Origin of the sequence: Streptomyces lunaelactis, from assembly GCF_003054555.1 — a bacterium.
In the GTDB taxonomy this organism is placed as follows: Bacteria; Actinomycetota; Actinomycetes; order Streptomycetales; family Streptomycetaceae; genus Streptomyces; species Streptomyces lunaelactis.
Genome location: NZ_CP026304.1, coordinates 4,352,776 through 4,371,428, shown reverse-complemented (window position 1 = coordinate 4,371,428; position 18,653 = coordinate 4,352,776). Strand labels below are relative to the sequence as shown.

At 67.4% G+C, this 18,653-nt stretch carries 15 protein-coding genes; 7 read left to right on the top strand and 8 right to left on the bottom strand.

All coding sequences use genetic code 11. From position 1 onward, the window contains the following. Positions 1–2 precede the first annotated feature (2 nt). The 6 genes from yidC to SLUN_RS20010 all read left to right on the top strand — a co-directional run bounded on the left by yidC (position 3) and on the right by SLUN_RS20010 (position 6,023). Positions 3–1,292 carry a membrane protein insertase YidC gene (gene yidC / locus SLUN_RS20035; protein ID WP_108150253.1) on the top strand — a complete coding sequence of 430 codons (1,290 nt, stop codon included), beginning with the start codon at positions 3–5 and terminating at the stop codon, positions 1,290–1,292. A 14-nt stretch (positions 1,293–1,306) separates the two neighbouring features. Next, the gene (locus SLUN_RS20030) at positions 1,307–1,819 is read left to right on the top strand and encodes a Jag family protein (RefSeq protein WP_108150251.1); all 513 of its coding nucleotides are present in this window, start codon (positions 1,307–1,309) and stop codon (positions 1,817–1,819) included. Between the two features lie 113 nt (positions 1,820–1,932). Further along, positions 1,933–2,649, top strand: coding sequence for a 16S rRNA (guanine(527)-N(7))-methyltransferase RsmG (gene rsmG, locus SLUN_RS20025; RefSeq protein WP_108150249.1), 717 nt, complete (start codon positions 1,933–1,935; stop codon positions 2,647–2,649). A gap of 283 nt (positions 2,650–2,932) precedes the next feature. After that, a complete protein-coding gene (locus SLUN_RS20020) occupies positions 2,933–4,006 on the top strand; it encodes a ParA family protein (protein ID WP_108150247.1) in 1,074 nt (357 codons plus the stop codon). After that, entirely contained in the window at positions 4,003–5,100 is a 1,098-nt protein-coding gene (locus SLUN_RS20015) for a ParB/RepB/Spo0J family partition protein (protein WP_108150245.1), read from the top strand. The genes SLUN_RS20020 and SLUN_RS20015 overlap by 4 nt, the downstream gene beginning before the upstream one ends. A 305-nt stretch (positions 5,101–5,405) precedes the next feature. Beyond that, entirely contained in the window at positions 5,406–6,023 is a 618-nt protein-coding gene (locus SLUN_RS20010) for a GNAT family N-acetyltransferase (RefSeq protein ID WP_108150243.1), read from the top strand. A 77-nt stretch (positions 6,024–6,100) separates the two neighbouring features. On the opposite strand, the gene trxA is transcribed toward SLUN_RS20010, so the two are convergent. From trxA to SLUN_RS19975, 7 genes are all read right to left on the bottom strand, one after another. Further along, positions 6,101–6,433 carry a thioredoxin gene (gene trxA, locus SLUN_RS20005; protein ID WP_108150242.1) on the bottom strand — a complete coding sequence of 111 codons (333 nt, stop codon included), beginning with the start codon at positions 6,431–6,433 and terminating at the stop codon, positions 6,101–6,103. Between the two features lie 48 nt (positions 6,434–6,481). Next, positions 6,482–7,456: a thioredoxin-disulfide reductase gene (trxB, locus tag SLUN_RS20000; RefSeq protein WP_108150241.1), complete on the bottom strand. Its 975-nt coding sequence runs from the start codon at positions 7,454–7,456 to the stop codon at positions 6,482–6,484. A gap of 126 nt (positions 7,457–7,582) precedes the next feature. Then, positions 7,583–8,473: an anti-sigma factor family protein gene (locus SLUN_RS19995; protein WP_108150240.1), complete on the bottom strand. Its 891-nt coding sequence runs from the start codon at positions 8,471–8,473 to the stop codon at positions 7,583–7,585. Beyond that, positions 8,470–9,174 carry an RNA polymerase sigma factor SigM gene (gene sigM / locus SLUN_RS19990; protein WP_108150239.1) on the bottom strand — a complete coding sequence of 235 codons (705 nt, stop codon included), beginning with the start codon at positions 9,172–9,174 and terminating at the stop codon, positions 8,470–8,472. The genes SLUN_RS19995 and sigM overlap by 4 nt, the downstream gene beginning before the upstream one ends. Before the next feature lie 24 nt (positions 9,175–9,198). Then, positions 9,199–10,899, bottom strand: a complete 1,701-nt coding sequence (locus tag SLUN_RS19985) for a protein kinase family protein (protein WP_108150238.1) — start codon at positions 10,897–10,899, stop codon at positions 9,199–9,201. A 120-nt stretch (positions 10,900–11,019) separates the two neighbouring features. Continuing rightward, positions 11,020–13,170, bottom strand: a complete 2,151-nt coding sequence (gene murJ, locus SLUN_RS19980) for a murein biosynthesis integral membrane protein MurJ (protein ID WP_108150236.1) — start codon at positions 13,168–13,170, stop codon at positions 11,020–11,022. Positions 13,171–13,215: 45 nt separating this feature from the next. Continuing rightward, a complete protein-coding gene (locus tag SLUN_RS19975; RefSeq protein ID WP_108150234.1) occupies positions 13,216–15,573 on the bottom strand; it encodes a DUF6049 family protein in 2,358 nt (785 codons plus the stop codon). A 178-nt stretch (positions 15,574–15,751) separates the two neighbouring features. On the opposite strand from SLUN_RS19975, the gene SLUN_RS19970 reads away from it, so the two are divergent. After that, positions 15,752–17,218, top strand: a complete 1,467-nt coding sequence (locus SLUN_RS19970; protein WP_108150232.1) for a CCA tRNA nucleotidyltransferase — start codon at positions 15,752–15,754, stop codon at positions 17,216–17,218. 131 nt (positions 17,219–17,349) lie between these two features. Here the strand turns inward: SLUN_RS19970 and SLUN_RS19965 are convergent, their stop codons facing one another. Beyond that, positions 17,350–18,618: an MFS transporter gene (locus tag SLUN_RS19965; RefSeq protein ID WP_108150230.1), complete on the bottom strand. Its 1,269-nt coding sequence runs from the start codon at positions 18,616–18,618 to the stop codon at positions 17,350–17,352. Between the last annotated feature and the right edge of the window lie 35 nt (positions 18,619–18,653).

Sequence of the window (18,653 nt, the reverse complement as noted above, 5' to 3'; positions counted from 1 at the left end):
TAGTGGACACGATTGCCGGTCTCTTCAGCTTTATCACCACACCTGTTTCGTGGGTCATCGTCCAGTTCCACTCGATCTACGGGGCGATCTTCGGCCCCGACACGGGCTGGGCCTGGGGACTGTCCATCGTGTCGCTGGTGATCCTTATCCGGATCTGTCTGATCCCGCTCTTTGTGAAGCAGATCAAGTCGACCCGGAACATGCAGGCGCTCCAGCCCAAGATGAAGGCGATCCAGGAGCGCTACAAGAACGACAAGCAGCGTCAGTCCGAAGAGATGATGAAGCTGTACAAGGAGACGGGCACCAACCCGCTCTCCTCGTGCCTTCCGATCCTCGCGCAGTCGCCGTTCTTCTTCGCTCTGTACCACGTGCTCTCGAAGATCGCCTCGAACGACACCATCGGTGTGATCAACGAGTCGCTTCTGCAGAGCGCTCAGAAGGCTCACATCTTTGGTGCGCCCCTTGCCGCGAAGTTCACGGACAGCCCGGAGAAGGTCGAGGCGCTCAACGCCTCCCTGACCGATGTGCGCATCGTCACCGCGATCATGATCGTCATGATGTCGGCGTCGCAGTTCTACACGCAGCGCCAGCTGATGCAGAAGAACGTCGACCTCACGGTGAAGACGCCGTACATGCAGCAGCAGAAGATGCTGATGTACATCTTCCCGGTGATCTTCGCCGTCATGGGTATCAACTTCCCCGTCGGTGTCCTCGTCTACTGGCTGACCACCAACGTGTGGACCATGGGCCAGCAGATGTTCGTGATCAACCAGAACCCGACGCCGGGCAGCAAGGCCCAGGACCACTACCTCCAGCGGCTGCTCAAGGGCGTCACCGTTCACAGCGAGGTGCGTTCGCGGCGCAAGCGCAACGTCGTCCAGGCGATCGTCGCCAAGGGCCCGGACCGCAACGAGAACGAGCGTAGGTTCATCACAGGCCTTGCCAAGGCGGGTCTTGCCGCCCAGCCGGACGGCACGGTGGTCAAGAGCGATGTCGCTGTTGCCGAGGCCGAGGGCGGTGCCACACCGAAGCGGCAGCAGCCCAAGCGCCAGACCAAGGCGAAGCGTCAGTCCGGCAGTGCCCAGCAGGCCGCCGCCAAGAGCCCCGAGGACGGCGACTCCGTGTCGAAGCCCTCGCTGCAGAAGGACGAGCCCGCTGGGGGCACCTCCCAGGCCGGAGGTTCTGGAGGAGACGCCAAGTCGAAGCCTGCCAGCGGTTCCGCACGCCAGCAGCCCAAGTCGGGTCAGCGCAAGGGCCAGCAGCGGCCCAAGCACCCGTCGTCCAAGAAGTAAGAAGGAGTCCATCCGTGACGGAAGGCACCATCTCCGCCGCCGCCGAGGGTGGCGACACCCTGACCCGCCTCGAGCAGGAAGGGGAGATCGCAGCCGACTACCTCGAGGGTCTGCTCGACATTGCCGATCTCGACGGTGATATCGACATGGACGTCGAGGCCGACCGGGCCGCGGTCTCGATCGTCGGCGACGGAGGAAGCAGGGATCTGCAGAAGCTCGTGGGCCGCGACGGTGAGGTCCTGGAGGCTCTCCAGGAGCTGACGCGCCTCGCGGTGCACCGTGAGACCGGGGACCGCAGCCGGCTGATGCTGGACATCGCGGGCTTCCGGGCCAAGAAGCGCACGGAGCTCGCCGAGCTCGGTGCCAAGGCCGCCGACGAGGTGAAGAGCACCGGTGAGCCGGTGAAACTGAACCCGATGACGCCCTTCGAGCGCAAGGTCGTGCATGATGCGGTCGCGGCCGCGGGTCTGCGCAGTGAGTCCGAGGGCGAGGAGCCGCAGCGCTTCGTCGTCGTCCTCCCGGCCTGAGTTCCATCGTTCCCTCGGCCCCGTCTGTTCGCAGGCGGGGCCGATCTTTGTCAGCCTGATAGTCAGCCAACCCAGTCCACAGCGCGACAGTGCGGTACGGAAGGACGGTTCCCGTGACGGAGGAAGCAGAGCTTCCCCAGGCGCCCGAAGTGGCGCGGACGGTATTCGGAGAGTTCTTTCCGGAGGCCGTGCGGTACGCGGAGCTGCTCGCTGATACGGGAGTCAAGCGCGGCCTGATCGGGCCTCGTGAGGTGCCGCGGCTGTGGGAGCGGCATCTGCTGAACTGCGCGGTGCTCTCCGAGGTCGTGCCCGAGGGTGTCACGGTCTGCGATGTCGGTTCGGGGGCAGGCCTGCCGGGCATTCCGCTCGCGCTGGTACGCCCGGATCTGAAGATCACGCTCCTCGAACCGCTGCTGCGCCGGACGAACTTCCTTCAGGAGGTCGTCGAGCTGCTGGGCCTGGACCACGTGACCGTGGTCCGGGGCCGGGCCGAGGAGGTACTCGGCACTCTGCCGCCGGTCCATGTGGTGACGGCGCGTGCCGTGGCCCCGCTGGACCGGCTGGCGGGCTGGGGGGTCCCCCTGCTGCGCCCCTACGGAGAGATGCTGGCGCTCAAGGGCGACACCGCCGAGGAGGAGATCCAGGGAGCCAGGGCCGCGCTGAGCAAGCTCGGCGTTGTGGATGCCTCCGTGCTGCATGTCGGTGAGGGGCTGGTCGATCCACTGGCCACCGTGGTGCGTGTGGAGGTCGGGGAGAGCCCCGGCGGAGTTCGCTTCGCGGCGAAGCGGGCCAAGGCCGCCCGCACGAGCCGTACCCGCCGGCGTCGCTGATCCGGCGTCCCCGGGCCACGCGGCCCGTCTGTACTGTCTATGAGCAATGCTCCATACAAGCTGCCATACGTACGCATTTCGGAGTGTCGTGTGGGCGTAGTCCTGCGGCCGGTGCATCGTGTTTCACGTGAAACGTCGCTCACTGCTGCAGGGAATCATCAGCCGCGGCCGTGCGGCCGCCCCGATGAAGGGTCGCAGGCCCCTCGAGCAGGTTACGAAATTGTCCACAGAGGTGGATTCCTCCACAGAACCACGGGCCTCGCTGGTTCACGACCCCGAAAGCATGGCAGGCTCTGTCCATTGCGAGCCTGAAGTCGAGGAGAGTGCCTTGCGGTCTGACGCCAACATCGCGGGGCCGATGACCGATCCGGTCCCCGGTCCCCGTACCGAGTCGGCGGGGGAGGATGTTTCACGTGAAACACCGCCCCCGATGGACGACACCCCCATTGGCCGTGCTGCCCAGCTGGCGGTGGAGGCGCTGGGGCGTGCCGGCGAGGGTCTGCCCCGGCCCGAGCAGACACGCATCATGGTTGTCGCGAACCAGAAGGGCGGCGTGGGGAAGACCACTACAACGGTCAACCTCGCCGCCTCGCTCGCGCTGCACGGCGCGCGCGTTCTGGTGGTCGACCTGGATCCACAGGGCAACGCCTCCACGGCGCTGGGGATCGATCACCATGCCGAAGTCCCCTCGATCTATGACGTCCTGGTGGAGAGCAGGCCGCTCTCCGAGGTGGTCCAGCCGGTCCTGGACGTCGAAGGTCTCTTCTGCGCCCCCGCCACCATCGATCTCGCCGGTGCGGAGATCGAGCTGGTGTCGCTGGTGGCGCGGGAGAGCCGACTGCAACGAGCGATCCAGGCCTACGAGCAGCCGCTGGACTACATCCTTATCGACTGCCCGCCGTCGCTCGGTCTGCTGACGGTCAATGCGCTGGTCGCCGGTGCAGAGGTGCTGATCCCCATCCAGTGTGAGTACTACGCACTGGAGGGCCTGGGTCAGTTGCTGCGGAACGTGGACCTGGTCCGCGGTCATCTCAACCCCGACCTGCATGTGTCCACGATCCTGCTCACCATGTACGACGGCAGGACCCGGCTCGCTTCACAGGTGGCCGACGAGGTGCGCAGTCACTTCGGCAATGAGGTGCTGCGGACGAGCATTCCCCGGTCGGTCCGTATCTCGGAGGCCCCGAGCTACGGACAGACGGTGCTGACCTACGATCCGGGTTCCAGTGGTTCCCTGTCGTATCTCGAGGCGGCCCGTGAGATCGCGCTGCGGGGGGTGGGGATCCACTACGACCCGCAGCATGCCCATCTGGGCAGCCAGAACAGCCAGCAAAACATGTCGGAGGGGATCCAGTGAGTGAGCGACGTAGAGGATTGGGGCGTGGGCTCGGTGCGCTGATCCCTGCCGCTCCGCAGGAGCAGACGGTGCCCCCTGCCGGGGCTGGGAGCTCTCCGGGAGCGATTCCGGTGCTGACCGCGGAACGCGGTGTGGCGGCGGCGAAGGTGACGATGCTGCCCAACGCATCCTCTCCGCCGGACGCGATCACGTCGGCGACGGAGCCGGAGGCGGTACCGCAGCCCGCGGAGCCGGCCGGTGCGCACTTCGCCGAGTTGCCGATCGACGCCATCACGCCCAACCCGCGCCAGCCGCGTGAGGTGTTCGATGAGGACGCTCTCGCCGAACTGGTTACTTCCATCAAGGAAGTGGGGCTCCTCCAGCCCGTCGTCGTGCGACAGGTGGGGCCCGAGCGGTATGAGCTCATCATGGGTGAGCGCCGCTGGCGGGCTTGCCGTGAGGCCGGTCTGGAGCGGATCCCCGCGATCGTCCGGGACACGGACGACGACAAGCTCCTCTTGGACGCGCTGCTGGAGAACTTGCACCGCGCCCAGCTGAACCCGCTGGAAGAGGCTGCCGCCTACGACCAGCTGCTCAAGGACTTCAACTGCACGCACGACCAGCTGGCGGACCGGATCGGGCGCTCGCGTCCGCAGGTGTCCAACACGCTGCGGCTGCTGCGCCTCTCGCCTCCTGTTCAGCGAAGGGTCGCTGCCGGGGTGCTGTCGGCCGGTCATGCCCGGGCGCTGCTCTCGGTGGAGGACTCCGAGGAGCAGGACCGGCTGGCGCACAAGATTGTTGCCGAGGGGCTCTCGGTGCGAGCGGTCGAAGAGATCGTGACCCTGATCAACTCGAGCCCCAAGAGCACGTCCAAGCCGAAGAGTCCGCGAGCTGGTGCCCGGTTGTCGCCGGCACTCACCGATCTGGCCTCCCGGCTCTCGGACCGGTTCGAGACGAGAGTGAAGGTCGACCTCGGTCAGAAGAAGGGAAAGATCGTCGTCGAGTTCGCTTCGATAGACGATCTGGAGCGGATCCTCGGCACCCTCGCTCCCGGTGAGGGGCGGGTCCTGGAGAAGGGACTCGACGAGGAGCCCGCAGAGGGCGACGAGGTCTGAGTCTTCAGAGATGCCGCCAGGGGCGGGCCGTGTCCGTTGGCTGACGGAACACGGTCCGCCCTTTGCCGTCGTACGGTACCCGTGCCGGGGCTGGGTGGATACGATGCGTTCTGGTATGGCGCATCCACCTTGATCCACCTCAGAGGGAGGGCGAGGGCCATGCAATCGGTGAGCCGCAGCCAACTGGTCACAGTCGGCTTGGGCCTTGGGGCAGTGGGCGGCTTCGTCAGCAGCCTGCTCCGGGAACGGAGCGCGCTGGCAGCCGCTCGTAGCGCGGCAGGCGAGGGAAGCGAGGAACAGCCTTCATGGGGCGTCGGCTTGCACCGCTCACGCTGGACAACGTTTCGGACCTTCCCAAGCGCTGTCGTGCGTGTGTCTTCTGGGAGCTTGATCCGGTCCGTGGCGAAGCCGCGGTAAAGGCGGGAACTCCCGAACTGGAGAAGGAAGCCTGGATCTCCGCTGTGCTGCTCGAATGGGGCTCCTGCGGCAGGGTCGTCTACGTCGACGAGGTGCCCGTCGGCTTCGTTCTCTACGCGCCTCCGGCGTATGTGCCGCGCGCTACGGCTTTCCCGACGAGCCCTGTGTCACCGGACGCCGTGCAGCTGATGACCGCATGGATCATGCCGGGCTATCAGGGGCAGGGGCTCGGCCGGGTCATCGTGCAGACGGTCGCCAAGGATCTGCTGCGCCGCGGGTTCCGGGCGATCGAGGCGTTCGGCGATGCCCGCTGGAAGGAGCCGGCCTGTGTGTTGCCCGCCGACCATCTGCTGGCTGTGGGTTTCAAGACAGTGCGTCCGCATCCGACGTACCCCCGGCTGAGGCTGGAGCTGCGGACGACGCTCTCCTGGAAGGAAGACGTGGAGTTGGCGCTGGACCGGCTGCTGGGTGCCGTGCAGAAGGAGCCGGTGCTGCGGCCGCTGTGAGCGGGAACGCGAAAATGGGCTCATCCCCCGTCAGGGATGAGCCCATTCGTGTTTCACGTGAAACAACGTCGCGATGACTACTCGCCGATGAAGCCCTCAAGGTCGCGAACAATCGCAGCCTTCGGCTTGGCACCGACGATCGTCTTGGCGACCTCACCGTTGAGGTAGACGTTCAGCGTCGGGATGGACATGACGCCGTACTTGGCTGCGGTGGCCGGGTTCTCGTCGATGTTGAGCTTCACAATCTCGATCTTGTCGCCGTGCTCAGCGGCGATGGCCTCGAGGGACGGCGCGATCTGGCGGCAGGGACCGCACCAAGCGGCCCAGAAGTCCACCAGCACGGGCTTGTCGCTCTTGAGGACATCCTCTTCGAAGGTGTCGTCAGTCACGTTCTTCAGGGCGCCGGCCACGGCGGCCTCCTTACTTCTTTGCGGGGTATGAGGGATGTGGTGCTGGGGTCAGACCGCGGTGGTCTTCTCCGGCTCGGCGGCCTTCTCGCCGTCGGCGAGCGCAGCGAGAAAGCGCTCGGCGTCGAGGGCGGCGGAACAGCCGGTCCCGGCTGCGGTGATGGCCTGTCGGTAGGTGTGGTCCACGACGTCACCCGCGCCGAAGACACCGGTCAGCTTGGTGCGCGTCGACGGCGCCTCGACCACCAGGTAGCCCTCATCGTCCAGCTCGAGCTGGCCCTTGAAGAGCTCGGTGCGCGGGTCGTGGCCCACGGCGATGAACAGACCCGTCACTGGGAGGGCCGAGGTCTCTCCGGTCTTGGTGTTGCGCAGAGTCAGACCGGAAAGCTTCTGCTCGCCCTGGATCTCGGTGACCTCGCTGTCCCAGGCGAAGGAGATCTTCGGGTCGGCGAAGGCGCGGTCCTGCATGGCCTTGGAGGCGCGGAGGCTGTCGCGGCGGTGGACGATGGTGACGGACTTCGCGAAGCGAGAGAGGAAAGTGGCCTCCTCCATCGCGGTGTCACCGCCGCCGATCACGGCGATGTCCTGGTCCTTGAAGAAGAACCCGTCACAGGTCGCGCACCAGGAGACGCCGCGTCCGGAGAGAGTGTCCTCGTTCGGCAGGCCGAGCTTGCGGTGCTGCGAACCGGTGGTGACGATGACGGCCCTGGCACGGTGGACGGTGCCCGCCGTGTCGGTGACGGTCTTGATCTCGCCCGTGAGGTCGACGGAGATGACATCGTCGGGAACCAGCTCTGCACCGAAGCGCTCCGCCTGGGCGCGCATGCTGTCCATCAGGTCAGGACCCATGATGCCGTCGCGGAAGCCGGGGAAGTTCTCCACCTCGGTTGTGGTCATCAGCGCACCGCCGGCGGTGACGGCACCCTCGAACACCAGCGGCTGCAGCGATGCGCGCGCGGTGTAGAGCGCGGCCGTGTAGCCGGCGGGCCCGGAGCCGATGATGATCACGTTACGGACGTCGCTCACGGGTTACTTCCTCGTCTCTGCGGACTGCCTGCTGCCTACGGGGGCCGGGTCAATGACTCTCACCCCACGCAACGGATCCTACGGGGCTTGCATTCCCGGTACGTCCGAGCGGCGCAATGGGGTGTGTCAGGCGCGGGGGTAGGCGTTTGTCAGCAGCAGTTTGCCCGTGGACGCGGGGGCAGTCTCGACGCAGGCCGCGTCGACCACATACGCCTGTACCTGCGCGCCGTCCGTGGAGTGCGGGAGCACGACGAGATAGGCGCTGTCGCCCTTGTACTGTCCGCGCTCGAAGGCGATGGGTGTATCCGTGCGGCCGGTGCCCTTCTGGATACAGGGCGGCACCGTGACGCCCGGCATGCGCTTGGGGGAGACGGGGGCGCTCCGGCTGTCGCTGGACGTCTCCTTCTCTATGTCCTGGTGCTGGGTAAGGGCGGGGGCGATGAGCGCCTGCACGCGGCCCTCGATGCCGGACTGCGAAAAGTCCTGGGTTCCGCCCTCAGCTGAGCTCGCGCTGTCCTTCGTTGCGCTGGCGTCGCCCCCGGTGGACTGCGGGCTCTGGAGGAACAGGACACTGATGCCGACTGCGGCAGCGCTGAAGACTGCGCCGAGGACCACTGCGCGGCGACGCCGTGTCCGGTGATTGCGGCCAGGACCCGTCGCGGCGCGCGGGCGTCCCGCCGGCCGATCGGCCTGTGTGGCCTCCGTCTGCTGAGTGACCGGCGTTGTTTCACGTGAAACATGCGCGGTCTCTTCAGGCGCGGTGGCGTCCAGAAGAGCCTCGGCGGCCAGAGCGGCATCGATCCGCCCGGCGAAATCGGCGGGCATCCGATGTGCCCCGGGGAGGGTGCCGAGCAGTCCGCGAATCTCCTCGAGGGACGTACGTACATCCGCGCACAGGGGACAGCCGTCGAGATGCTGCCGCACCTCGGCCGTGCGGTCAGGCGAGAGAAGACCTTCGGTGAGGTCGGAGATTTCCGAGACGTCCGGATGCTGAGTCGTGTCGGTCGTGGATGTCACGCGCGCCCACCTCCGCCCTTCACAGCTGCAGGGTCATTCGGCCCTGCGTCCCTTTGTCTCGACGCCGGTGGGACGGATGTCCCCGGCTTCCGGTTCCTTCCCTTGCTGACCTCGGTGCTATCCCCGGCATCGCTCCGCAGATGAGTGAGCATGGGCAACAGCCGTGCCCGGCCGCGCGCACAGCGGCTCTTGACGGTCCCGACCGGTACATCGAGGACGAGGGCGGCCTCCGCCACGGGGTAGCCCTGCATGTCCACCAGCACGAGCGCGGCCCGCTGATCGACGGGGAGCTTTGCCAGCGCTGCCAGCAGTTCCCGGTGGAGATCCTGACGCTCGGCCGGGGCCTCGGCCGACTCGTGCGGCTCGAGGATCTGTTCCAGGCGCTCTGTGTCGTCGACGGGGGACGTCTTGCGCGAGGCTGCCTTGCGGGCCCGGTCGAGACAGGCGTTCACCGTGATGCGATGCAGCCAAGTAGTGACGGCGGACTGGCCCCGGAAGGTATGAGCGGCTCGGAAGGCGGATACGAGAGCGTCCTGGACCGCGTCGGCTGCTTCCTCTCGATCGCCGAGGGTTCGCAGGGCGACGGCCCACAGCCGGTCGCGGTGGCGCCGTACGAGCTCACCGAAGGCATCCGGGTCCCCCGCGACATGGCGGGCCAGAAGGTCCTGGTCGCTCGTATCGCCGAGTGTCGCGTCGTCCAACGGTGACCCCCTCCCCTGATGCCGTCAGCTGGTGATCTTGATCTCCGAGACCTTGCCCCGGAAGTTGCCCTCGTCGGTCTGTGGAAGCTTGGTCAGCCAGACCAGAACGTACCGCGTCTGCACCGGTTTGCCGGGCTTGAGGGACACATTCGAACCGGACCCGTCGGCCACCTTGGTGAAGCCGTCGAGGGTTGTCGGCTCGGACGAGGCGCCCTCGGGTGCTGCCCGCAATTCCACCGAGGTGTCTCCACCGAGGAAGGAGACATCCACGGTGCCGACCTGTTGGACCTCGTCGAGATCCAGAACGATGCCGACGCCTGACTTGAGCCGCCCGAAGTCCGCGCTGAAGTAGCCGTCCGTGGTCCAGGACGTGCTCGGGTCTTCGTCGTAGCTGTTCTTTATCCCGGCCGGCTTCTCGGAGCCGTCGGTCCCAAGGGGGTCGAAGTCATGGGCGCCGGTGATGATGACCGGCTTGCCGGACTCCGGCTCGGGGTTCTTCTCGCCGTCGTTCGTCTGCGAGCTGTCCGGACCGGTCGGCTCGTTACCGCGGTCGATCAGCTTGTCGGCTACCTGCCAGCTGCCGAGTCCCAGGGCGGCGATAAGCAGCGCGGCCACGGTCCACTTGAGGACCTTGCCCGTGCGGCTCTGGAGCGGGGCGGGCGGGGTGGCTACCTGCTGGGGCGCAGTCACCCCCGGGTGAGGCGCAGGACGGCCGTACGTGCCCTGCTGGTAGGTGGTGCGCTGGTACTCGGGCCGGGTGGTGAACGCAGGTTCCGGCGGACGGATGCGGGGCATCGCCGCGACGGCCTTCGCCAGCTCGTCGGGCGTGGTGCAGGGCGGCTCTTGGCGGGAGGCGGTGGCACCGTCATTGACCAAGGCGCGCATGGCGAGCTCGGAGAGCCCACGGTGGATGCCGGCCCGCACCTGGTCCGGGGCGATGAGCCCGACACCCTTGGGCAGTCCGGAGAGACCGTAGGCGTCGTTCTCGTACGGCCACCGCTGCGTCAGCGCCGCGTAGAGGAGCGCGCCGATCGCCTCTGTGTCGGCCCGCTGGGGTCCCTCGGCGGTGATTCCGCGAAGGGCTGCGTTCACCGCGAGGCCGCGGATCCGGTACTGCCCGGTGGAGCTCCGCAGGACCGCGCCCGGGGTGAGCCTGAGGTGGGCGAGGCCCTCACGGTGGGCTGCGGCCATCGCCTGGGAGAGCTGGTCGACGAGCTGGTAGGCGTCATGAGGTTCCATGGGCCCCATGGCGAGCAGAGCGGTGAGGTCGGTCGCGTCCGGAAGCCATTCATGGACGACGTAGACGAGGTCGTTCTCCTCGACGGCGTCCAGGACCTGTACGAAACGGGGGTCGCCGAGGAGCGCGGAAGAGCGCGCCGCCGCGAGTACAGAGCGCGCCCGCGGGTGATCGGCGGGGAGCAGATGCACCCCGACGGCACGACGCAACTTCTCGTCGACAGCGCGCCAGCTGCTGAAACCGTCCAGACGGGTGACGCACTCCTCGAGGCGGTAGCGTCTGGCGAGCTTGTGGCCACTGTGCAGTTCAGGCGTTGTGATGGCAGGTTCGGCGTCCTGCCGCTCGCTGCCCGTGTCCGGTGCGGTCTTCTCCGCCGAGTCCTGGGATTCCGCCGCCCCGTCGGTCGTGGCCTTACCCGCCTGCGCGGTCAGCGGGTCGTCTCCGCTGTTGTCGGCCACGTCGACGGCAGCCGTGCTACGTTCCGCCACCGTCGTTCCTGCCTCCCCATCCATTGCGCACTATCCAACAGCCATGCCAATTGTGCCCACAGTCCGGCGCTATGCACGACACACGGCGTCCGACGATGGTTGTGCGGGACCGCTCGTCCATCAGCGTCCGAGCCGACCGCGGACCATGCCGACCATGGCGTTGAGCTCCTCGATACGCATCCGCTTCGCGGCGATGAAGAAGACGCCCAGCAGCACGATCCCACCGGCGAGCAGTGCGACGAGCGAGCCGGCGGCGCCATTGCCGAGTCCCTGAGTGACGGCGAAGGCGACCGCGCCGGCGGCGACCGCGGCCGGGACCGAAGCCATGCAGAGCCGAGCGTAGGTTCGCATGACGTGGGAGCCGTCCAGATCCCCGCCCAGCCTGTTCTTCAGCCGCCGCCAGGCGATGCCGACGCCGACGGCGTACGCGAGTCCGTACGAGGCTCCCATGCCCACGACAGCCCACTGAGCGGGGAGGAGCACGTAACAGAGAGCGGAAGCGGCCGCGTTGACCGCGGCGACGATGACGGTGTTGTAGAAGGGCGTGCGGGTGTCCTCGTACGCGTAGAAGCCGCGCAGCACGACGTACTGCACCGAGTACGGAATCAGGCCGAGCGCGAACGCCATCAGGATGAAGCCCATGCCCCGGGCGGACTCGAGGCCGCTGGAGGCGAACAACAGCGTGGACATCGGGACGCCGAGCGCCAGGAATGCGAAGGAGACGGGGACGATCGCGACCGCAGAGTTGCGCAGACCCTGGGAGATGTCGTCGCGTACGGCACCCGGGTCGCCGTCGTGGGCGGCGCGAGAGATACGGGGCAGCAGGGCGGCCATGACCGAGACGGTGATGATGGCCTGCGGCATGCCCCAGATCAGCTGTGCGTTTGCGTAGGCGATGAAACCTGCGCCCTGCCTGCCGGAAGCCTTCCCGGCGGCGGTGGCGAGCTGGGTGACGACGAGCACGCCCGCCTGGTTGGCGAGGACGAACAGCACAGTCCACTTTGCCAGCTTGACGGTCTTGCCGAGGCCGTGGCCCTTCCAGTCGAAGCGGGGGCGGAAGCGGAATCCGGTCTCGCGCAGGTAGGGGATCATCGCCAGCGCTTGGACCACGAGGCCCAGCAGGGTTCCGATGCCCAGCAGGCGCACACCGTCCGGCGGGATCGTCTGGACGCCCATCTGCGAATCGGCTGAAGTGCCGTACACCCAGATGAACAGGCCGAACGTGGTGATCATGACGATGTTGTTGAGGACCGGAGTCCACATCATCGCGCCGAACTTCCCGCGGGCGTTGAGGATTTGCCCCATGACGACATGGATGCCCATGAAGAAGATCGTGGGCAGGCAGTAGCGGGCGAAGGTGACGGCGACGTTGTTGGCCGCCTGATCGCTGGCGATGGTGTCCGACATCAACTGGATGAGCAGCGGAGCCGCGAACACCGCGATGCCGACGATGGCGCCGAGCGCCACCATGACGAGAGTCAGCAGGCGGTTGGCATAGGCCTCGCCACCGTCCTCGTCGTTCTTCATCGCCCGCACCAGCTGGGGCACGAAGACCGAGTTGAGGCCGCCACCCACGGTGAGGATGTAGATCATCGTCGGGAGGGTGTACGCAATGGTGAAGGTGTCACCCAGCAGGGCGGCACCCAGAGCGGCAGTGATCACCAGGCTGCGTACGAAACCTGTCAGACGGGAGACCAGCGTTCCGGCCGCCATCACCGCGCTGGACTTCAGCAGGCCCGAGGCACGACCGCCCGACTTCTTGGGAGCGGGCGTCGCCGGGAGAGGTTCGGGGGCGGGGGCAGGTTGACCGGAGGCCTGCTGGTCACGGAAGAGGTGCGCGAACGCGTCGGGCTCCGGCTCATCCTCGCCGGCCCGCGTGACCAGCTCGTCCACGCCGGTGAACTGGGTCGTCCTGGCGTCGTCCCCGTACGGCAGATGGCGGGACGGACCGGCGGGTTCGGGCGGCGGGGTCTGCGCCCAGATGCGGGGGTCCGGGGCGTGCTGAGGTGTCGGCGGCTGCTCGTACAGCGGCTGAGGCTCCTGGTAGGTGCCCGGGGGCGGCGGCGGGTGCGAGGCACGGTCGTAGAGTGCCTCGGTCACCGGGTCCTGGGCAGACAGATCCTGCGCCCGGTAAGGATCACGGGCGTAGGCGTCCTGGACATACGGGTCCTCGGAGTACGGATCAGGGGCGGGCTGGGGCGGCGAAGGAACCTGGTCTGCCGGGTCTCTGCCCGCGCCCTGACCGCGGTCACCGTCGTACGGCGCGTTCATTGCTACCCCACCTCATCGTCCCCGGCCGACCGGCCACGACATCGCTCAACGGTCCACTTTCTCACCCGTGCCCGACGGGTCGCCGCTTTCCGGTCCGGTGTCCGGTGCCGGGTCACTCGCCTGCGCGGGATCAGGGCTGTCGATGTCACCCACCGAGCCTTCCAAATCCTCAGCATTCTGTGATTTTTCCGAGGTCTCCGCATGTTCCGCAGCGGCGTCACGGGCTGCCGCGCGCTTGCGCTGGCTGTACATCCGGACGCCTGCGAGGACGAGCAGCAGGACGCCGCCCGCGATGACGAGCATCACGGTCGGGGTGATCTCGGAGACCTTTACCGAGAACTCCATGGGCTTGCCGTACGGCTTGCCGTCGTCGGTGTAGAGCTGGGCCGTCATCTGCACCGGGCCGTTGGCGTTGGCCGCGGCGGCGAACTTCACTGACTGGCTGTGGCCGCCCTCGACTTTGATCGGCTGCTCGACGATGGCCTTGTCGTCGTCGAGGCCGAGGCGGGTTGGGTTGTCGGACCTCAGCCGCAGCACCAGATGGTCGATGCCCTGGACCAGCTTGTTCTGCACGGTGACAGGAATGGTCGCGCTGCGCCCCGACAGGGTCACAGGCGACTTCTCGATCAGCTGCACCTCTTCGGTGAGGCTCTGCAGATAGGTTCGCACTCCGCTGCGGTACTGCTGCCCAGCCGCTGCGTGCCCGCGCCAGGACGTGGACATCTCCCGATCGATCGCCCTGCCGAAGGGCGTGACCACCCGGTCCTCCGCGGTGAGAATGACCTTGAAGTTGTCGAGGATGTTCTGAGTGTTCCAGATGTCCCGGAACGCCTGGACCGGCAACTCCTGCTGTCGCAGCTGCTTGGGATAGCGGGAAGAGCTGGGCATCCTGGTGTTGGCATCGGCGTCGGGTTTGGCGTCCGCGGCTGCGACCAGGTCGAGCGGCTGGGTCCAGCGCTGACTGTCGAGGGCGTGCAGTGCGCGCGCCATGGTCTGCGCCTGGGAGGCCGTCGGCATCCGCTGCGGGGCAACGACGATGCTCCGCTGGTTGTCCGGGTCCTGGCGGGTCAGCGCCAGCGTCTGGGCGAGGAACTCCTGAACCGCGAGAGTGGACTCGCCGGTCTGGAGCATGTCGCCCTGGAAGGCGGTGGAGAGCCGGGCGTCGGCGACCACGGCCGTCGTCCCCCCACCGATCGGCCGTGCCGAGGTGGGCGTGTACGACAGGTCGTCCCGCAGGCTGTCGCTGCGGGCGATCACCTTGTGGGCGCCGGCGGAGGTGCCGACATCGACGATCGAGGAGTCGATGGCGCCGTTCACCGGCCAGGCGAAGTCGACGGACGGTGTCACATGGAGGATCGTCTCCACCGTCGTCCCGGCGACCACGGTGGCAGGCTGCAGATGGCTGAGGGAGCCTGAGACGTTCTTGCCGCGGTGTGCCAGGGATGCCAGATCAGGGTCGGCGAATGGCAGCGCGATCACCTTGCGGCCCTGCACCGCGGCCTCGACGGCGCTCAGCCACCGCTTGGCGACGGCCTGATTCTTGCCCGCGACGGTCGTGGTCCCGTTCTTGACCCGGTAGCTCCTCGTCATGGCGTCGACGGTGGCCAGGAGATCCGGGTCGACGACCCACGTGACGGGGAGGCTGTTGCCGAGGGAGACGAGCTGCTCGAGCCGTCCGCCCGGGGCGAGCTCCGCGGCCAGCGCCTCGTCCTCGAAGACCGGGGTCTGCTGTTCGTCGGACCCCGTTTCCGAGGTGAGGTGGGTCGACGAGATCAGCGGCCAGAGATAGGTGAACTGGGTCTTCTTCTCCGTAGCCTCGGGCTGCCAGGGAAGGAAGGTCCGCTCGATGCCCAGAACCTGCTTGAACGGCTCGCCCGGGGTCTGTCCCGACAGGGACACACTGAGCTGGTAGACGCCGCCGTCCTCGTCGAGCTCGAGCTCGCTGATGGGGATCGACAGCGTGAAGTCCCGGCTGATGTGGGACGCCAGCTGCGGAATCTTGATGACGTACTTGCCGCCGACCGGCGAAGGATCGGGGCCCGGGACATATCCGGTGCGCTCGGCGGCGCGGTCGATGGCGGTCCTGCCGGACAGTGTCGGCCCCACACGCAGATCGACCTGCGCGTCGGTGACGGTCTGCTTGCCCTTGTTGTACACCGTGCCGGAGATCATGAGCGTGTCGCTCTTCCCGGGCACGGGCGGAGTCAGAGTGTCGAGAGACACATCGACCGTACGGGAGCCTGTGGCGCTCTCAGTGCCCCCCGCGGCGGACGCGGAAGGGGCGGCGGGACCCCATAGCAGTCCGGCCACGAGCGGGGCGCCCGCGATCACGGAGGCTGTACGTCGCAGCCACCGGCGGGCAGGAGAAGCACTCATCCCCTTGAAGTCTGCCGCCTCGGCCACGCGCTCGCCCGTCCCTCGTCGTCTGCTGCCGGTGGTGGTTCTCGGTCCTTGCGTCCACGCATGGTAACGAGGTGCGCTGTGCCGAAGTGCCGCGGAGTGCCCCACAAGATCGGAAGAGACTTCCGGGACCGATAAACAGGGACGCTCCGGTCGGCCCGGGCACGTACCCTTTTCTGTTGTGCCGAACGCCAATGAAGACAACCCCACTGCACTGAGCCAGGTGCAACGCCGCGCGGTGAGCGAACTGCTGCGGGTGTCCCCTGTCGCCGACGACCTTGCCCGCCGCTTCCAGGAGGCCGGGTTCAGTCTTGCCCTGGTCGGTGGCTCGGTCCGGGATGCGCTGCTCGGCCGGCTCGGCAACGACCTGGACTTCACGACGGACGCCCGCCCCGAGGACGTACTGAAGATCATCCGTCCGTGGGCGGACTCGGTCTGGGAGGTCGGGATCGCCTTCGGCACGGTCGGGGCTCAGAAGGCTGCCCGCGACGGAAGCGCTGATCGACTCTTCCAGATCGAGGTCACGACGTACCGCTCGGAGTCGTACGACAGGACCTCGCGCAAGCCAGAGGTGTCCTACGGCAACTCGATCGAGGAGGACCTCGTACGCCGTGACTTCACGGTGAACGCGATGGCCGTCGCGTTGCCGGAGAAGGAATTCATCGACCCGCACGGCGGTCTGGAGGACCTCGCCGAAGGCGTTCTGCGGACACCCGGTACGCCCGAGGAGTCCTTCTCCGACGACCCGCTGCGCATGATGCGGGCTGCTCGCTTCGCCGCGCAGCTGGACTTCGAGGTGGCGCCCGAGGTTGTCGCCGCGATGAAGGAGATGGCCGATCGCATCGAGATCGTCTCCGCCGAGCGGGTGCGCGACGAGCTCAACAAGCTGATCCTTTCCGCTCACCCACGCAAGGGTCTGGGGCTGCTGGTCGATTCGGGCCTGGCCGATCATGTGCTGCCCGAACTGCCGGCGCTGCGCCTGGAGAGCGACGAGCATCACCGGCACAAGGACGTGTACGAGCACTCCCTGATCGTTCTGGAACAGGCCATCGATCTGGAGGAGGACGGCCCGGACCTGGTACTGCGGCTCGCCGCGCTGCTCCATGACATCGGAAAGCCGCGGACGCGGCGCTTCGAGAAGGACGGCGGCGTCTCCTTCCACCACCACGAGGTGGTGGGCGCGAAGATGACCAAGAAGCGGATGGCCGAGCTCAAGTACTCCAACGACATGGTCAAGGACGTCTCGCGTCTGGTGGAGCTGCATCTGCGCTTCCATGGCTACGGGACCGGTGAGTGGACCGACTCGGCGGTGCGGCGGTATGTGCGCGATGCCGGACCGCTGCTGACCCGGCTGCACAAACTGACTCGCTCGGACTGCACCACGCGCAACAAGCGCAAGGCGGGCGCCCTCTCCCGCGCTTATGACGGACTGGAGGAGCGCATCGCGCAGCTTCAAGAGCAGGAGGAGCTGGACGCCATCAGGCCCGACCTGGACGGCAACCAGATCCAGGAGGTCCTGGGTGTGGGTCCTAGTCCGGTGATCGGGAAGGCGTATGCGTTCCTGCTGGAGCTGCGCCTGGAGAACGGTCCGATGGGGCGTGATGCGGCGGTCGCCGCGCTCAAGGAGTGGTGGGCAGAGCAGGGCTGAGCGTGAAACGGCGTCATGTTTCACGTGAAACATGACGCCGGACCGGTGTGCCGAGGGGCGGTGTTTCACGTGAAACACCGCCCCTCGGCGTATGCGACTGCATGTGCGATCGACCGCTTGTCGCGTGCGCGCTATAGCCCCGCCCCAACTCGGTTCCAACGGGCCATCATTACAGCGACCACCGCGTAGATCACCGCGACCACGACAACCAGGGGAACCGACCGGCCGTCAGGAGGCAGCATCAGTGCGGCGATTGCCGCAGCGACCACGAAGGCGACGTTGAACAGCACGTCGTAGAGGGAGAAGACCCTTCCGCGGTAGGCATCGTCCACCGATGTCTGTACCACCGTGTCCGTGGTGATCTTCGCTCCCTGGGTGATGAGCCCCAGGACGAACGCGGCGACGAGTATCGGTGTAGGAGCGAATGGCAGCCCCAGGGCGGGTTCGAGGACGGCGGCTGTCCCGGCGCACGCGACGATCCAGCCGAACTGGCCGAGCCGGCCGACCGCCCATGGGGTCAGTACGGCAGCCGCGAAGAAGCCCGCGCCCGAGATGGCGATGGCCAGACCGAGCAGGGCCAGGCCCTCCGGCTCGGTCTCGGACCAGGCGTACCGGCAGAGCATCAGGACCATCACGGTCAGCGCGCCGTAGCAGAACCGCATCAGCGTCATCGCGACCAGCACACGGGCTGCCGTCCGCCGCTCGGCCAGATGCCGCACTCCGTCCGTCAGCCCGCGCGCCGTGGACGCCAGTGCGGCGGCAAGCCGCGGCTGCACCAACTCCTGCTCGGGGCCGAGCAGGTCGCGCGCCATCCGGAGTGAAGCCAGCGCCGCGCAGAGATAGAGCGCGGCACCGAGCAGCACCACCGCGGCATCGGAATCCGCGGACACCAGCCGGACGGCGAACGCGAGCCCGCCGCCCGCGGTGGCGGCGAGGGTACCGGCCGTCGGGGAGATGGAGTTCGCCATCACGAGCCGGTCGGCGTCGACCACTCGGGGCAGCGCGGCGGAGAGACCGGCCAGGACAAAGCGGTTGACCCCGGTGACGGACAGAGCAGAGGCGTAGAAGAGCCAGTCGGGAACGGACGCGAGAATCAGCACCGCGGTGCCGCAGGCGAGGAAGGCCCGCAGCAGGTTCCCGTACAGGAAGACCTGCCTACGCTGCCAGCGGTCCAGCAGGACGCCGGCGAAGGGGCCGATCAGCGAGTACGGGAGAAGCAGCACGGCCATGGCGGAAGCGATAGCGGTCGGCGAGGTCTGCTTCTCCGGCGAGAAGACCACGTAGGTGGCGAGCGCCACCTGGTAGACGCCGTCGGCCGACTGGGAGAGCAGCCGGACCGCCAGCAGCCGGCGGAAGTCGGTCAGGCGCAGGAGTACGCGCAGATCACGCACGGCAGGCATGCGATCAAGCGTCACACACGAGGAGGGTCCCCGGG

Excerpts from the sequence above, each read along its gene's own strand:
- SLUN_RS20010 (WP_108150243.1), top strand. The coding sequence starts at position 5,406 with ATGGGGCGTCGGCTTGCACCGCTCACGCTGGACAACGTTTCGGACCTT.
- murJ (WP_108150236.1), bottom strand. The coding sequence starts at position 13,170 with ATGAACGCGCCGTACGACGGTGACCGCGGTCAGGGCGCGGGCAGAGAC.
- SLUN_RS20020 (WP_108150247.1), top strand. The coding sequence starts at position 2,933 with ATGGCAGGCTCTGTCCATTGCGAGCCTGAAGTCGAGGAGAGTGCCTTG.
- SLUN_RS19965 (WP_108150230.1), bottom strand. The coding sequence starts at position 18,618 with ATGCCTGCCGTGCGTGATCTGCGCGTACTCCTGCGCCTGACCGACTTC.